The organism is Amycolatopsis keratiniphila, from assembly GCF_000400635.2.
GTDB classification, from domain to species: domain Bacteria; phylum Actinomycetota; class Actinomycetes; order Mycobacteriales; family Pseudonocardiaceae; genus Amycolatopsis; species Amycolatopsis keratiniphila.
The window spans coordinates 5,599,413-5,615,052 of the sequence record NC_021252.1 but is presented as its reverse complement, the minus strand read 5'-3'; the positions used below and the strand labels follow the sequence as shown (position 1 = coordinate 5,615,052).

The window sequence follows — 15,640 nt, the reverse complement described above, 5'->3', positions numbered from 1 at the left end:
GCTGTTTGTTTCTGGTGTGGTGTTTGAGAACTGTAGAGTGGATGCGAGCATCTTTGTGGTCAAGTTGTTAAGGGCACATGGTGGATGTCTTGGCTTCAGGAGCCGATGAAGGACGTGGGAGGCTGCGATATGCCTCGGGGAGCTGTCAACCGAGCTGTGATCCGAGGATTTCCGAATGGGGAAACCCAGCACCAGTTATGTGGTGTTACCCGCATCTGAATATATAGGGTGCGTGGAGGGAACGCGGGGAAGTGAAACATCTCAGTACCCGTAGGAAGAGAAAACAACCGTGATTCCGTGAGTAGTGGCGAGCGAAAGCGGAAGAGGCTAAACCTTGCACATGTCAAGCTGTCAGGCGTTGTGTGTGTGGTGTTGTGGGACCCGCCTTGAGAATTCTGACAGGTTCTCGGGTTGATGTGCTGGTTAGTGGAACGCCTTGGGATGGGCGACCGGAGTGGGTGAGAGTCCCGTACGCGAAAACCAGTGTCAGAGACCTTGGTGGTGTTCCCGAGTAGCAGCGAGCTCGTGGAATTTGCTGTGAATCTGCCGGGACCACCCGGTAAGCCTAAATACTTCCTGAAGACCGATAGCGGACTAGTACCGTGAGGGAAAGATGAAAAGTACCCCGGGAGGGGAGTGAAAGAGTACCTGAAACCGTGTGCCTACAAGCCGTCAGAGCCCGAGCACATCCTTGTGATGTTGAGGTGATGGCGTGCCTTTTGAAGAATGAGCCTGCGAGTTAGTGCTGCGTGGCGAGGTTAACCCGTGTGGGGTAGCCGTAGCGAAAGCGAGTCTGAATAGGGCGTCATAGTCGCGTGGTCTAGACCCGAAGCGGAGTGATCTACCCATGGCCAGGCTGAAGCGTCGGTAAGACGACGTGGAGGGCCGAACCCACTTAGGTTGAAAACTGAGGGGATGAGCTGTGGGTAGGGGTGAAAGGCCAATCAAACTCCGTGATAGCTGGTTCTCCCCGAAATGCATTTAGGTGCAGCGTCACATGTTTCTCCACGGGGGTAGAGCTACTGGATGGTCTAGGGGCCTTACCGGGTTACCGAAATCAACCAAACTCCGAATACCGTGGTGTGAGAGTGTGGCAGTGAGACGGCGGGGGATAAGCTTCGTCGTCGAGAGGGAAACAGCCCAGAACACCAGCTAAGGCCCCTAAGTGTGTGCTCAGTGGGAAAGGATGTGGGATTGCCCAGACAACCAGGAGGTTGGCTTAGAAGCAGCCACCCTTGAAAGAGTGCGTAATAGCTCACTGGTCAAGTGGTCCTGCGCCGACAATGTAGCGGGGCTTAAGCACACCGCCGAAGCTGTGTCATTCGTGCATATAGATCGGCGTCTCTCTTGAAGGGATGTCTAGTCGCACGGATGGGTAGGGGAGCGTCCTGCATCCAGGGAAGCGGCGGCGGAAGCCAGTCGTGGAGGGTGTGGGAGTGAGAATGCAGGCATGAGTAGCGAATGCAGAGTGAGAAACTCTGCCGCCGGATGACCAAGGGTTCCTGGGCCAGGCTAATCCGCCCAGGGTAAGTCGGGACCTAAGGCGAGGCCGACAGGCGTAGTCGATGGATAACGGGTTGATATTCCCGTACCCGAGCACGTGCGCCCAGGATGAGGCGGTTGATACTAACCACCCAAAGCCTCGTGTTGAAGCCTTCGGGTGGATACGCGAGTGTGGAGCGTGGGATCTGATTCCGTAGTAGTCGAGTGATGGGGTGACGCAGGAAGGTAGCTCCGCCAGTGAGTGGTAGTACTGGTGTAAGCGTGTAGACCGAATGGTAGGCAAATCCGCCATTCATATAGGTTGAGACGTGATGCGTAGCCGATTGAGGTGAAGTAGAGTGATCCTATGCTGCCGAGAAAAGCCTCTAGCGAGTGCGTGCACGGCCCGTACCCCAAACCAACACAGGTGGTCAGGTAGAGAATACTAAGGCGATCGGGTGAACTGTGGTTAAGGAACTCGGCAAAATGCCCCCGTAACTTCGGGAGAAGGGGGGCCAAACACTCTGAAGTCCCTTGCGGACTAGGGGTGGGTGGCCGCAGAGACCAGCGGAAAGCGACTGTTTACTAAAAACACAGGTCCATGCGAAGTCGCAAGACGATGTATATGGACTGACGCCTGCCCGGTGCTGGAACGTTAAGAGGACCGGTTAACCCCTTTGGGGGTGAAGCTGAGAATTTAAGCGCCAGTAAACGGCGGTGGTAACTATAACCATCCTAAGGTAGCGAAATTCCTTGTCGGGTAAGTTCCGACCTGCACGAATGGCGTAACGACTTTCCGGCTGTCTCAACCACAGGCCCGGCGAAATTGCACTACGAGTAAAGATGCTCGTTACGCGCGGCAGGACGGAAAGACCCCGGGACCTTTACTATAGTTTGGTATTGGTTTTCGGTTCGGCTTGTGTAGGATAGGTGGGAGACTGTGAAGCCGGCACGCTAGTGTTGGTGGAGTCGTTGTTGAAATACCACTCTGGTCGGATTGGGAATCTGAACCTCGGACCATGATCTGGTTCAGGGACAGTGCCTGATGGGTAGTTTAACTGGGGCGGTTGCCTCCTAAAGAGTAACGGAGGCGCCCAAAGGTTCCCTCAGCCTGGTTGGCAATCAGGTGTTGAGTGCAAGTGCACAAGGGAGCTTGACTGTGAGACAGACATGTCGAGCAGGGACGAAAGTCGGGACTAGTGATCCGGCACCACCTGGTGGAAGGGGTGTCGCTCAACGGATAAAAGGTACCCCGGGGATAACAGGCTGATCTTGCCCAAGAGTCCATATCGACGGCATGGTTTGGCACCTCGATGTCGGCTCGTCGCATCCTGGGGCCGGAGTAGGTCCCAAGGGTTGGGCTGTTCGCCCATTAAAGCGGCACGCGAGCTGGGTTTAGAACGTCGTGAGACAGTTCGGTCCCTATCCGCCGCGCGCGTAGGATACTTGAGGAAGGCTGTCCCTAGTACGAGAGGACCGGGACGGACGAACCTCTGGTATGCCAGTTGTCACGCCAGTGGCATGGCTGGTTGGCCACGTTCGGAAGGGATAACCGCTGAAGGCATCTAAGCGGGAAGCCTGTTCCAAGATGAGGTATCCCACCCCATGTGGGTTAAGGCCCCCAACAGACCATTGGGTTGATAGGCCAGAAATGGAAGCACAGTAATGTGTTGTCGAGTTGACTGGTACTAATAGGCCGAGGACTTGCCCACAAAGATGTTACGCATCCACTCTACAGCTCTGAAACACCACACCGTTCTGGAAACAGGCAGTGTGTGTTGTTTCGTAGTGTTTCGGTGGTTATAGCGTCAGGGAAACGCCCGGTCCCATTCCGAACCCGGAAGCTAAGCCTGACAGCGCCGATGGTACTGCAACCGAAGGGTTGTGGGAGAGTAGGACACCGCCGGACTAACTTCAGGACAGGGTCCTGACCAGGGTCGAGAACCCCAACAGGTTCTCCCCGGTCAGGGCCCTGTCTCTTTTCATGTCCAGGCACGGACTAGAATGGTCCGTTGGTCCGCCTTGAGGTGGGCCGGTATCGAAACTTTTCAATAGTGGCAGGAGGCCAGGTGTCCGAGTTCGGTCGACGTGACTCAGATGATGGCGCGTCCGGCCGGTCGGGTCGCCGGGACGACAGTCCCCGCGGAGGCCGGTCTGACGCGCAGCGAGGTGACCGGCGCGGTTCCGCCGGCGGCAGGCAGGACCGGGGCGGCCGCGACGGCGGCTACCAGGGCCGCCCTCGCCGTGACGACCGCGGTGCCCGCGGTGCCCGCGGTTCGGGCAGCTATCCCGCGCGCAGCGGCGACGGCTCTCGTGACCAGCGGTCCGGGGGTCGTTTCGGTGGCCAGGGGCGCGACGAGAACCGCCCGCGCTACAACAACGACCGGTCGTCGGGTGGCCGCGACAACGACCGTCGCGGCGGCTACCGCTCGGACGAGCGTCGCGACAACCGGGGTGGCGGCTACCGGTCCGACGACCGTCGGGACAACCGCGGTGGCGACCGTGGCGGATACCGCTCCGACAACCGAGACAGCCGGGACAACCGCGGCGGCGATCGCGGTGGATACCGTGGCGGCAACGATCGCGGCGGGTACCGCTCGGACAGCCGGGGCAGTGACGACCGCGGTGGCTACCGGTCCGACGACCGTCGGGACAACCGGGGTGGCGATCGCGGCGGGTACCGCTCGTCCGACAGCCGTCCCGAGCGTCGCTACGACAACCGTTCGGACAGCCGCTCGGACAACCGTTCCGAGGGCCGCTACGAGAAGCGTTCCGACAGCCGCCCGGCCCGTTCCGGCTACGGCTCGGAAAACCGCGGCCGGTCCGACGACCGCCCGTCCGGCAACCGCTACGAAGGACGTCCCCAGGGCAAGTCCTATGGCGACCGCGACGACCGGCGTCCGTCCTACCGTGACCGTGACGACCGCGGCGGTTCCCGTTCCGGCGGGTACAACGGCGACCGGCGAGGCTCGTCCTCGGGTGACCGTCGTCCCAGCGGTGGCGGCTACGAACGCAAGTCCTACGGCGACCGGCCGGAGAAGCGGTACGACGATCGGCGTGGCGGCGAAGGCCGGTTCGAGCGCAAGCGCGACGACCGTCCCCAGCGTGACCGTTCCGAGGGCCGCAAGGACTTCCGGTCCTCGCCGCGCACCGAAGACAGGCCGGTCGACGACGAGACCTTGGCGCGTGAGCTGCTCGAGGCTCCGGAGCTGCCCGAGGGCATCGAGTTCTCCGATCTCGACGAGGAGGTCCGCCGGGAGCTGCGCACCCTGCCCAAGGCACTCGCCGAAACCGTCGGCAAGCACCTTGTCGCCGCCGGCGGGCTCGTCGACGAAGACCCCGAAGCCGCCATGGAGCACGCCAAGTACGCGAAGGCCAAGGCGTCGCGGGTCCCGATCGTCCGTGAGGCGCTCGGCCTGGTCGCCTACCACGCGGGCAACTGGTCCGAGGCGCTGTCCGAGCTGCGGGCCGTCCGCCGGATGACCCGGACCGACGACCACATCGCGATCATCGCCGACGCGGAGCGCGCCATCGGCCGTCCGGAGCGGGCGCTCGACCTCGCGAAGGAGGTCGACAAGGAGCGCCTGAGCAAGGCGACCCAGATCGAGCTCGCGATCGTCGCCGCCGGTGCCCGGCGGGACCTCGGTCAGCTCGACGCCGCCGTCGTCTCCCTGCAGGGCGACGACCTCAAGGCGGAGAAGCGCGACCCGTGGAGCGCCCGGCTGTTCTACGCCTACGCCGACAACCTCGCCGCGGCCGACCGCAAGGACGAGGCGATCCGCTGGTTCCTGAACGCGGCGGAGGCCGACGAGGAGGACGAGACCGACGCCGCCGAGCGCGCCGCGGAGCTCACGAATGGCTGACGCCCTGTCGGCCGGGTACGACGCGGTCCTGTTCGACCTCGACGGCACGGTCTATCACGGCAGCAAAGTGGTCCCGGGCGCACCGGAAGCACTCCGGGCGCTCCGGGACCACGGCACGGCGGTCCGTTGGGTGACCAACAACGCCTCCAAGGCGCCCGCGGAGGTCTCCGCGCACCTGGAGGCACTCGGACTGCCCGCCACCCCCGAAGAGGTCCACACGAGCTCTCAGGCCGCCGCCGCCCTTCTGGGTGAGCGGCTGCCTCAGGGTGCGGTGGTCCTCGTCGTGGGCACGGACTCGCTGGCCGCCGAGGTCGAGTCCGTCGGCCTCGAGACGGTCCGCGAAGCCGGCCCGGACGTGGCCGCCGTGGTCCAGGGGCATTCCCCGGAGAACACCTGGGCCGCTCTCGCGGAGGCGTGCCTCGCCATCCGCGCGGGCGCGCTGTGGGTGGCGACCAACGTCGACGCGACCCTGCCCAGCGAGCGCGGTCTCCTGCCGGGCAACGGGTCGATGGTGGCCGCGTTGCGCCACGCCACGGGCGTCGAACCGCTGGTGGCGGGCAAGCCGGCGCCCGGGCTCTTCTCCACGGCGGCGCGGGACGCGGGCGCGGAGCGTGCCCTTGTCGTGGGCGACCGGCTGGACACGGACATCGAGGGCGCGGTCGCGGCCGGGATCGACGCGCTGTGCGTCCTGACCGGTGTCGCCGACGCGGCGTCCCTCATCGCGGCGAGGCCCGAGGAGCGGCCGCGCTACCTCGCGGCGGACCTGTCCGGGCTGAGCAGCCGGGCGGAGCTGCTCGAGATCGGGCCCAAGGACGGCTGGCGTGTCACCGCACAGGGTGACGTGCTCGAAGCCGACGGTGAGGGCGACTCCCTCGACCTGTTGCGGGCGTTGTGCGCGGCGGCCTGGGAGTCGGGGATCACCGAGGTCCGTGGTGTGGGCGACACCGCCCGCGCCGCGCTCGGCGAGCTGCGCCTCGCCTGACCAGCGCTGCTAACTTGGTGGGGTGCAAGACCACTTCCACCCCGTTCCGCGACCCCCGGTTCCCGGCCCGCCGCCGGTGCCGGGACCGCCGCCGGACCAGTTCGCGCAGCAGGACACGGATCCCCGGGCCGGCATCGACGAAGCCGTGGCCGGTCTGGACGACCTCACCGCGCTTCCGCTCTCGGAGCACGTCGACCGGTTCGAGGCCGTGCACACCGAGCTGACGGTGGCGCTGTCCACCATCGACAAGGTCTGACCGCGTGCCCAAACGCGCCCGCCTGGACGCGGAGCTCGTCCGGCGGGGTCTCGCCCGGTCCCGGGAGCAGGCGTCGACGTTGATCGCCGAGGGCAAGGTCACCGTCCGCGGGATGGTGGCCACCAAACCCGCGACCGGCGTCGAGTCCGGCGCGCCGATCGTGGTGCGCGACGGTGACGACCCCGGCTGGGCCTCCCGCGGCGCGCACAAACTCCTCGGCGCGCTCGAAGTCTTCACCCCGCAAGGTCTTTCCACCGAAGGAAAGCGCTGCCTCGACGCGGGCGCATCGACCGGTGGCTTCACCGACGTCCTGCTGCGCAACGGCGCCGCCACCGTGATCGCCGCCGACGTCGGCCGCGGCCTGCTGGACTGGCGGCTGCGCACCGACGACCGCGTGGTCGTCCTCGACAAGACGAACGTCCGCAACCTGACCCCGGAAGACCTCGGCGGGCAGGTCGATCTCGTGGTCGGGGACCTCTCGTTCATCTCGCTCAAACTCGTGCTGCCCGCGCTGGCCGCCTGCGCGCGGGACGGCGCGGACCTGGTGCCGATGGTGAAACCGCAGTTCGAGGTCGGCAAGGACCGGCTCGGCAGCGGCGGCGTCGTCCGTGACCCGGAGCTGCGGGTCGAATCGGTGCTCGGCGTGCTCGCCGAGGCGGAGAAGCTGGACCTGAGCCTGCGCGGCGTCGTGGCGAGCCCGCTCCCCGGGCCGTCCGGGAACGTCGAATACTTCGTCTGGCTTACCCGCGGAGCGGGGGAGACCGCCGGCACCGACGCCGAGCGGCTCGTCCGGACCGCAGTCCTGGAGGGACCCCAATGAGCGATCGCGAGGTGCTGCTCGTCGTGCACCCGGACCGGGACGCGACCCGGGACGCGGGACGCGAGGTGTCGGCCCGGTTCGCCAAGGCCGGTGTGCGGCTGCGGGTACTCGACGAGGACGTCCGCGAGATGCTGGAGGCGGACGGCGGGATCGGCGCGCCCTGCACGGTGATGGCGCCGGAGCAGGATCCGGCCGCCGGCACCGAGCTGGTGTTCGTGCTCGGCGGTGACGGCACGCTGCTGCGGGCCGCGGAGCTGGCCAGGCCGAACGGGGTCCCCGTGCTCGGTGTGAACCTCGGCCGCGTCGGCTTCCTGGCCGAGGCCGATTCGGACAAGCTCGCCGACACCGTCCAGCGGGCCGTCGACGGCGACTACCAGGTCGAAGAGCGGATGACGGTCGACGTCGTCGTCACCGTCGACGGCGAAGAGACCGTCAACACGTGGGCGCTCAACGAGGCCAGTGTCGAGAAGAGCTCGCGTGAGCGGGTGCTGGACGCGCTCATCGAGGTCGACGGGCGGCCCGTGTCGTCCTTCGGCTGCGACGGTGTCCTGTGCGCCACTCCGACCGGCTCGACGGCGTACGCGTTCTCCGCGGGCGGGCCGATCATCTGGCCGGACGTCCAGGCCCTGCTGGTGGTCCCGAGCAACGCGCACGCGATGTTCTCGCGGCCGCTGGTCGTCTCGCGGGACTCGGAGATCACCGTCGCCATCGATCCGGACGGTTCTCCGGCGGTCCTGACCTGCGACGGATCGCGGACCTTCGATCTTCCCGCCGGTGCGGCCGTGCGGGTCACCTGCGGGCGGGTGCCGGTGCGCCTGGTCCGGTTGTGGGAAGGCCCGTTCACCGACCGGCTGGTGCACAAGTTCTCGTTGCCGATCAAGGGCTGGCGGGAGCGGCACGCCCGCTGACGGATGTCATGAAAGGGCCGTTCAGGACAATTTCTGTCTTGAACGGCCCTTTCATGACGTGCCGGGTGCGGGAATGGTCGGGGTGGGCCGCTACGGTGGGCGTCGTGCTGGCCGAGATGCGCATCCAGGGCCTCGGAGTCATCGAGGACGCCCTGCTGGAACTGCACGCGGGCTTCACCGTGGTCACCGGTGAGACGGGTGCGGGCAAGACGATGGTCGTCAGCGGGTTGCACCTGCTCTCCGGCGGCCGAGCCGAAGTGTCCAAGGTGCGGACGGGAATGCTGAAGGCCTTCGTGGAAGGCCGATTCGAGCTGGGCGGTGCCGAGGGCGCCACCCGGATCGTCACCGACGCCGGGGCGGAGGTCGACGAGGACGGCAGCGTCATCGCGCTGCGCGCGGTCTCGGTCGACGGCCGGTCCCGTGCCCACCTCGGCGGCCGTTCGGTGCCGGTCGGTGTGCTGGCCGACCTGTCCGAGCAGCTGATCGCGGTCCACGGGCAGAACGATCAGCTGCGGCTGCTGCGGCCCGCCGAGCAGCGAGCGGTGATCGACCGGTTCGCCGGTGAGGCCGTCACCGAGCCGCTCGAGCAGTACCGCGCGGTCCGGGACGAATGGCTCGCCGTCGTCGCCGAGCTGACCGAGCGCTCCACCCGCTCCCGCGAGATGGCCCAGCAGGCCGACCTGTTGCGCCACGGGCTCGCCGAGATCGACGCCGTCGCGCCGGAGCCCGGCGAGGACACCGAGCTCACCGAGCAGATCAAGCGGCTCGCCGCGGTCGACGAACTGCGGTCCGCCGCGAGTGCCGCGCAGGCCGCCGTCTCGGGTTCGCCCGACGGCGACCCGGACGCGCCCGGCGCGGTCGGGCTGATCGGGGAGGCGAGCCGCCACCTGACCGGTTCCGAGGACGCCGTCCTGCGTGAGCTCGGTCCCCGGCTGGACGAGGCTTCGGTGCTGTTGTCCGAAGTGGGCGCCGAGCTGGGCAGCTATCTCGAAACGCTCGACGCCGATCCAGCGTTGCTGGAGAAGGTGCTCGCGCGCCAGGCCGATCTGAAGCGGCTCACCCGTAAATACGCGGCGGACGTGGACGGCGTGCTCGCCTGGGCCGACGACGCCCGCCGCCGGATGTCCACGATGGACACCTCCGAGGAGGCGCTGGCCGAGCTGGCCAAACGCCGCGACGAACTCGCCGTCACCTTGGCGGAACACGCGCTCACGCTGTCGGAAGCGCGGGTCGAGGCCGCCGCCGAACTCGCCGAGGCGATCACCGCCGAGATGTCCGGGCTCGCCATGGGACAGGCCGAGATCGAGATCACCGTCGAGCGGCGCACCGTCGACGAGAGCGACGCGCACGCGGTGAAGGTCGGCGGCAGGCTCGTGCACGCCGGGCCGGACGGCGTCGACGACGTCGAATTGCTGCTGCGGGCGCACAACGGCGCTCCGCCGCTTCCGGTGCACAAGGCCGCATCCGGCGGTGAGCTTTCCCGCGTGATGCTGGCGATCGAGGTCGTCCTCGCCCACGCGGACACCGTGCAGACACTGGTGTTCGACGAGGTCGACGCCGGGGTCGGCGGCCGCGCGGCGGTCGAGATCGGCAGGCGGCTGGCGCGGCTGGCGCGTAGTCACCAGGTCCTGGTGGTCACGCACCTGCCGCAGGTGGCCGCGTTCGCCGATCAGCATCTGGTGGTGGACAAGGGCACCAGCGGCGGGGTGACCCGCAGCGGGGTGCGCGTGCTCGAACAGTCGGAGCGCGTCGTCGAGCTCGCGCGCATGCTCGCCGGGATGGAAAGCACCGAGACCGGCCGGGCGCACGCGGAGGAACTGCTCGCCGTCGCCGAGGCCGACAAGAGCGCGCCGGACAAGCCCAAAGCCCGTCGCGGTGGGAAGCGAAAGAAGGCGAAGTAGCCCCTGTCACGACCGGGTGGCCCGATCCGGTGTGGGTTAATCGGCGTGTTTCCATCGGCGTGGCGGACGCAGAAGCCCGCGCGGATTTGTCACTATCGGTCGCATGAAGCTCACCGGCTTGCTCTCGCGTAACCAAGAGACCCTCCCCGGGATCACCGGCGTCGCCAGGGTCGACAGGCGTACGCGTGAGCTGCTCCGCCGGCTGAGCCCGGGCGACATCGTCGTCCTCGACCAGCTCGACCTCGACCGGTCGACGGCCGATGCCTTGGTGGAGGCCGAAGTCGCGGCGGTGGTGAACGCTTCGCCGTCGATCTCCGGCCGGTTCCCCAACCTGGGCCCGGAGATCTTGCTCGAGGCGGGGATCCCGCTGGTCGATTCGGTCGGCGGCGAACTGCTGCGCAAGGTCAAGGACGGCACGAAACTCCGCCTGCACGAGGGCGTCGTCTACATCGGAGAGCGGCAGCTCGGTTCGGGTGTCCAGCAGACGCGGGAAAGCGTCGCGGATCAGATGATCGAGGCCAAGGCCGGGATGTCCACCCAGCTGGAGGCGTTCTCCGCGAACACGATCGAATTCCTCCGCCGGGAACGCAGCCTCATCCTCGACGGCGTCGGCGTCCCGGAGATCCGTGTCCCGCTGCGGGATCGGCACGCTCTCGTGGTCGCGGGCGGCAACGGGCACGCCGAAGACCTCAAGAAGCTGAAGAAGTACATCTCCGAGCACCGGCCGGTGCTGATCGGTGTCGACGCCGGGGCGGACACCTTGCGCGCGCAGGGTTATCAGCCGGACGTCATCGTCGGCGACCCGCACGGCATCGGCGCCGAGACGCTGCGCAGCGGCGGCGAGGTCGTGGTCCCGGCGCAGCCGGACGGGCACGCGCCGGGTGTCGAGCGCATCCAGGATCTCGGGATCGGCGCGGTCACCTTCCCCGCGACGGGCAACGCCGAGGATCTGGCGCTGCTGCTGGCCGACGCGCACGAGGCGAGCCTGGTGGTCACCGTCGGATTCCAGGCGACACTGCGGGAATTCCTCGACCACGGCCGGTCCGGGTCGAACCCGTCGACGTTCCTCACCAGGCTCAAGCTCGGCACGAAACTGGTCGACGGCAAGGCGGTCGCGACCCTGCACCGCAGCCGGGTGTCCATCGGCGCCGTCGTCCTGCTGGTCGTCGCGACCTTGGTGGCCGTCGCGGCCGCGCTGCTGGTGTCCGATGTGGGTTCGGTGTACCTCGACTGGATCCGCGACACCTGGAACTCGTTCATCGCCTGGGGCAAGGGACTCTTCACGTGATTTCACTGCGGTACCACATCGTTTCCATCGCCGCCTGCTTCCTGGCGCTCGCCATCGGCGTGGTGCTCGGATCGACGGCGCTGAACGGTTCCCTGCTTTCGGGTCTCGCCAGCCAGAAGGAGGATCTGGGTTCCCAGGTCGCGGATCTGGAGGCGCAGCGCAATTCGCTCAACGCCAGGCTCGGTGACGCGGACGCGTTCGCCGGCGCGATGGGGCCGAAGGTCGTCGCGGGGCAGCTGGACAAGCGTTCGGTGGTGCTGGTGACCACCGAGGACGCGAAGCCCGCGGACCGCGACGCGCTTAAGCAGCTCGTCGGGCAGGCCGGTGCTTCGGTCACCGGTGAGATCCAGCTGACCGAGGCGTTCTCCGACCCGATGCGGTCGGATCAGCTGCGTGACGTCGTGTCGCGTCTTCAGCCCGCCGGTGTGCAGTTCCCGACCGCGGGCGACCCAGGCACCCTCGCGGGCGCGCTGATCGGCTCCGTGGCGTTGCTGAACAAGGACAACGCGCAGCCGCAGTCCACCCCGGTGGAGCTGGCGGCCGCGCTCGGCGGGCTCACCGACGGCGGATTCCTCAAGACCGGCGGGGACGTGAAGCCCGCGCAGCTCGCGATCGTGCTCACCGGTTCCAAGTACACCGGGGACGGCGCCGGTGACCGCGCGTCGACCATCGCGCGGTTCGCCGCGCAGCTCGACCGTTCCGGTGCGGGCACCGTCCTGGCGGGCGACGCGGGATCCGCCGATGGCACCGGCGCGATCGGGGTCGTCCGCGCCGACACCTCGTCGACCTCCATCCTGTCCACTGTGGACAACGCGGAGACCGCGGCGGGCCGGGTCACCACGATCATGGCCCTGCGGGAGCAACTCGAAGGCGGTGCCGGGCGCTACGGCATCGCCGGCAACGCGCAGGCCCCGGCCCCCGGGATCGCCGCCGCCGGCAACTGACCCCTTTCGCATTTCGTCCTCTGGATGCGGTACCCGGGCGGAGTGCCCGCTGTGGTGAAGGGGTCTTTCCCCGCATTGGATGCGGGGAAAGACCCCTTCATTCCCGGCGCTGGCGGTCTGGCTCGTGAGACGGGGTTCGCCCGGGCAACTGTGTCGCGAAAGCCACTTTCGGGACATCAGACGTCGCGTCACCCCTCGGCAATGTGGGGCCAGAGGCGGGTTTTCGGGAGTGGGCGGGCGTAGGAACCGGCCCGGCTGGTCTTGAGGTTCAGGGCCACCAGCGATTCGGCGAGGCGGACGGCGGCGGCGACGCCGTCGATCACCGGGATGTCCAGCATCGCCGAGATCCGGCGATCGAGCCCCGTCATTCCCGCGCAGCCGAGGACCAGGACTTCCGCCCCCGCGTCGCGGGCGCGGCGTCCGGCGGTCAGCAGGGCCGATTCCGTCCGGCGTTCGTCGGTCAGTTCGAGGACGCCGAGCCCCGCGCCGAGGACTCCGACACAGTTCTGGGCGACGCCCGCGGCGTGCAGGCTGTCCTCGATGAGCCCGCACGTCCGGTCCAATGTGGTCACGACGCCGTAGCGTCTTCCCAGCAGACAGGCCAGATGCGCGGCGGCCTCGGTGATGTCGACGACCGGGACGTCGAGCAGTTCCCTGGCGCCTTCCCGTCCGTGCTCGCCGAAACCGGCCATCACGAGCGCGTCGAAGGGTTCGTCCAGCCCGTTGAGAAGGTCGAGGACGGCCGCGGCGCTCAGGAAGCTGTCCAGCCAGCCCTCGGCGGATTCCGGGCCCCACGACGGTGTTCTGGCCAGGATTTCGGTGCCCGGGCTCGCGGCGGCGCGGGCACCCGCCTCGATCTCCTTGGTCATCGCCTCGGTGGTGTTGCAGTTGGTGACCAGGATCCGCATCACGCGACCCGCTGCTTGCGCGACACCACGAAATAGAGGGCCGCGGCGGAAGCGGTGCCGATGAACCACGAATACGGCGCGGCGGGGGCGAAGAACGGCACCAGCGCGATGATCGCGGACAGCGCCGCCGTGGGCAGGAAGGTGACCATCGCCCGCGGGTTGAACCCGCGTTTGTAGTGGTACGGCGAATCGGGTCCGGCCACGAACAGCTTGCCCACGTCGATCCGGCCGCGTTTCACCAGGTAGTAGTCCACGATCATGATGCCGAACAGCGGGCCGAGGAAGGCCCCGAGGCCGCCGAGGAAGTAGTTGACCACCGCGGGCGACGAGTACAGCTTCCACGGCAGCACGCACAACGCCGCGACCGCGCTGATCATCCCGCCGATGGTGAAGGTGATCCGTTTCGGCCAGATGTTGGCCAGGTCGTAGGCGGGGGAGACGAAGTTCGCGACGATGTTCACGCCCATGGTGGCGATCGCGAAGGTCAGCGCGCCGATGATCAGGACGGGGGTGTTGTCGATGCGGGCCAGCAGTTCGGCGGGGTCGGTGATGGCCTCACCGAACACCTGGAGGCTGCCCGCCGTGACCAGTACGGACAGCAGCGCGAACGCCGTCGAGTTGATCGGCAGACCCCAGAAATTGCCGCGCCGCACCGTTTTCTGGTTCGGGGCGAACCGCGAGAAGTCGCAGAAGTTGAGCATCAGGGTGCCGTAGATGGACAGGATCAGGCCGACGGCGCCGAACCATTGCCGTACTTGCTCCCCTGTGGACAGTGCCTTCGGGTTACTGGTCAAGGAGATGTTCCAGTCGGCCGCGGCTAGGATCCACACGGCGAGCGCGATCATCACGACCCAGATGCCGGGGCCGCACCAGTCCTGGAACTTGCGCACGGCCTCCATGCCGCGGGTGAGCACGAGCGCCTGCGCGAGCCACAGCGCGATGAAGCAAATCCAGCCGAGCGCGTGCAGCCCGAGGAAACCCACCTCTGTCAACGGTTTCAGCCCCGGATCGATCGCGAGGACGAGCAGCGTGATGGCCACGGAGGCGAGATAGGTCTGGATGCCGTACCAGAAGATCGCGATGATCGCGCGGATCAGCGCGGGCAGGTTCGCGCCGAAGGTGCCGAAGCTGATGCGGGCGACGACGGGGAAGGGGACGCCCGTCTTCTGGCCGATCCGGCCCATCAGGTTCATGCCGAAGTAGATGAGCACGAAGCCGGTCAGCAAGGCGGTGAACACCTGCCACGCCGAGAGCCCGAGGACGAACAGGCCCGCCGCGAAGGTGTAGTTGCCGAGGTTGTGCACGTCCGACATCCACAGCGCGAAGATGTCGTAAACCTTCCAGCGGCGTTCTTTCGCCGGGGCGAGGTCTTCGTTCCAGAGCCGGGGATCGGCGTTCTCGGTGGTAGGCGCTTCGGACCGGGTTGCTGGGGCGGCGGTCATGCGGGCCTCCGATCGACGGGGAGTCCGGTCGATTTGGTATCCCAAAATTTGGCATCCCAAATATCACCCCGCGGTGGCCCGTCGTCAAGGTTTCTGCCGATAAACTCGGGTTACGAGCTGTTACGGCAGTGTTGAAGAGGGGGTCAGGTGGCCGAGGAAGGACAGCGTCAGCCGCTGGCCGCGACCCGCCAGCGGGTCCGCGACGAGCTGCGTGAACGTATCCTCGCCGGACGGCTGAAGCCGGGGGACAGGCTGGTCGAACGCGAACTCGCCGAGGATCTCGGCGTCTCGCGCGTGCCGGTGCGCGAAGCCATCCGCAGCCTGGAGGCCGAAGGATTCCTCGCCGTCCAGTCGCCCCGCCGGATCGTCGTGCGCCAGCTGGCCAGGGCCGACGTCGAGGAGCTGTTCGACGTCCGTGAGGCGCTCGAAGGGCTCGCCGCCGGGCTGGCCGCCGAGCGGGCGGGCAAAGCCGGACTCCGCACGCTCGAACGGCTGCTCACTGACGCCGCCCGCGCGACCGAGAGCGGCGACCCGGCCCGCATCACCCTGCTCAACACCCGCTTCCACGACCAGATCGTCGCGCTCGCCGGCAACGGCCTGCTGCACGAGATCCTCCGCCCGCTCGAGGGCAGGCTGCGCTGGCTGACCAGCCAGAACGAGCACTGGGGCGAACTGCTCGACGAGCATCGCCGCCTCTACGACGCGATCGCTTCGGGTGACGCCGACCGTGCGCGCGCCCACGCCGTCGAGCATGTGCGGGTCAACCGCGACGTGACGTTGAAGACGCTGTTCCCCGAAGATGACGGAGAACGCTCCGCGGGCTGAAACGGACATGTCAGACTCGCG

The 15,640-nt window shown here is 67.3% G+C and carries 11 protein-coding genes and 2 rRNA genes; 11 read left to right on the top strand and 2 right to left on the bottom strand.

The window, feature by feature from the left end; genetic code table 11:
• Positions 1-57: 57 nt before the first annotated feature.
• The 10 genes from AORI_RS66220 (at position 58) to AORI_RS66175 (ending at position 12,444) form a co-directional block, all read left to right on the top strand.
• Positions 58-3,194, top strand: a 23S ribosomal RNA gene (locus AORI_RS66220).
• Between the two features lie 80 nt (positions 3,195-3,274).
• Positions 3,275-3,391 (top strand): 5S ribosomal RNA (gene rrf, locus AORI_RS66215).
• 160 nt (positions 3,392-3,551) lie between these two features.
• A complete protein-coding gene (locus AORI_RS66210; RefSeq protein ID WP_016335377.1) occupies positions 3,552-5,345 on the top strand; it encodes a hypothetical protein in 1,794 nt (597 codons plus the stop codon).
• Complete coding sequence (locus AORI_RS66205; protein ID WP_016335376.1) at positions 5,338-6,327, top strand: HAD-IIA family hydrolase; 990 nt, start codon at positions 5,338-5,340, stop codon at positions 6,325-6,327. Before AORI_RS66210 ends, AORI_RS66205 begins: the two co-directional genes overlap by 8 nt.
• A 76-nt stretch (positions 6,328-6,403) precedes the next feature.
• A complete protein-coding gene (locus AORI_RS66200; protein WP_016335375.1) occupies positions 6,404-6,583 on the top strand; it encodes a hypothetical protein in 180 nt (59 codons plus the stop codon).
• 4 nt (positions 6,584-6,587) lie between these two features.
• Positions 6,588-7,403, top strand: a complete 816-nt coding sequence (locus AORI_RS66195) for a TlyA family RNA methyltransferase (protein ID WP_016335374.1) — start codon at positions 6,588-6,590, stop codon at positions 7,401-7,403.
• Complete coding sequence (locus tag AORI_RS66190) at positions 7,400-8,311, top strand: NAD kinase (protein WP_016335373.1); 912 nt, start codon at positions 7,400-7,402, stop codon at positions 8,309-8,311. Before AORI_RS66195 ends, AORI_RS66190 begins: the two co-directional genes overlap by 4 nt.
• Before the next feature lie 104 nt (positions 8,312-8,415).
• A complete protein-coding gene (recN, locus tag AORI_RS66185; RefSeq protein ID WP_037348283.1) occupies positions 8,416-10,212 on the top strand; it encodes a DNA repair protein RecN in 1,797 nt (598 codons plus the stop codon).
• A gap of 103 nt (positions 10,213-10,315) precedes the next feature.
• On the top strand, positions 10,316-11,500 hold the full coding sequence (gene steA / locus AORI_RS66180; RefSeq protein ID WP_016335371.1) for a putative cytokinetic ring protein SteA: 1,185 nt from the start codon (positions 10,316-10,318) through the stop codon (positions 11,498-11,500).
• The gene (locus AORI_RS66175; protein WP_016335370.1) at positions 11,497-12,444 is read left to right on the top strand and encodes a copper transporter; all 948 of its coding nucleotides are present in this window, start codon (positions 11,497-11,499) and stop codon (positions 12,442-12,444) included. Before steA ends, AORI_RS66175 begins: the two co-directional genes overlap by 4 nt.
• A gap of 188 nt (positions 12,445-12,632) precedes the next feature.
• On the opposite strand, the gene AORI_RS66170 is transcribed toward AORI_RS66175, so the two are convergent.
• Together AORI_RS66170 and AORI_RS66165 are read right to left on the bottom strand one after the other, a co-directional pair.
• Positions 12,633-13,352, bottom strand: coding sequence for an aspartate/glutamate racemase family protein (locus tag AORI_RS66170; protein WP_016335369.1), 720 nt, complete (start codon positions 13,350-13,352; stop codon positions 12,633-12,635).
• Complete coding sequence (locus AORI_RS66165) at positions 13,352-14,794, bottom strand: NCS1 family nucleobase:cation symporter-1 (protein ID WP_016335368.1); 1,443 nt, start codon at positions 14,792-14,794, stop codon at positions 13,352-13,354. Before AORI_RS66165 ends, AORI_RS66170 begins: the two co-directional genes overlap by 1 nt.
• Positions 14,795-14,941: 147 nt before the next feature.
• Here AORI_RS66165 and AORI_RS66160 point away from each other — a divergent pair, with 147 nt between their 5' ends.
• On the top strand, positions 14,942-15,619 hold the full coding sequence (locus AORI_RS66160; RefSeq protein ID WP_016335367.1) for a GntR family transcriptional regulator: 678 nt from the start codon (positions 14,942-14,944) through the stop codon (positions 15,617-15,619).
• Positions 15,620-15,640 lie beyond the last annotated feature (21 nt).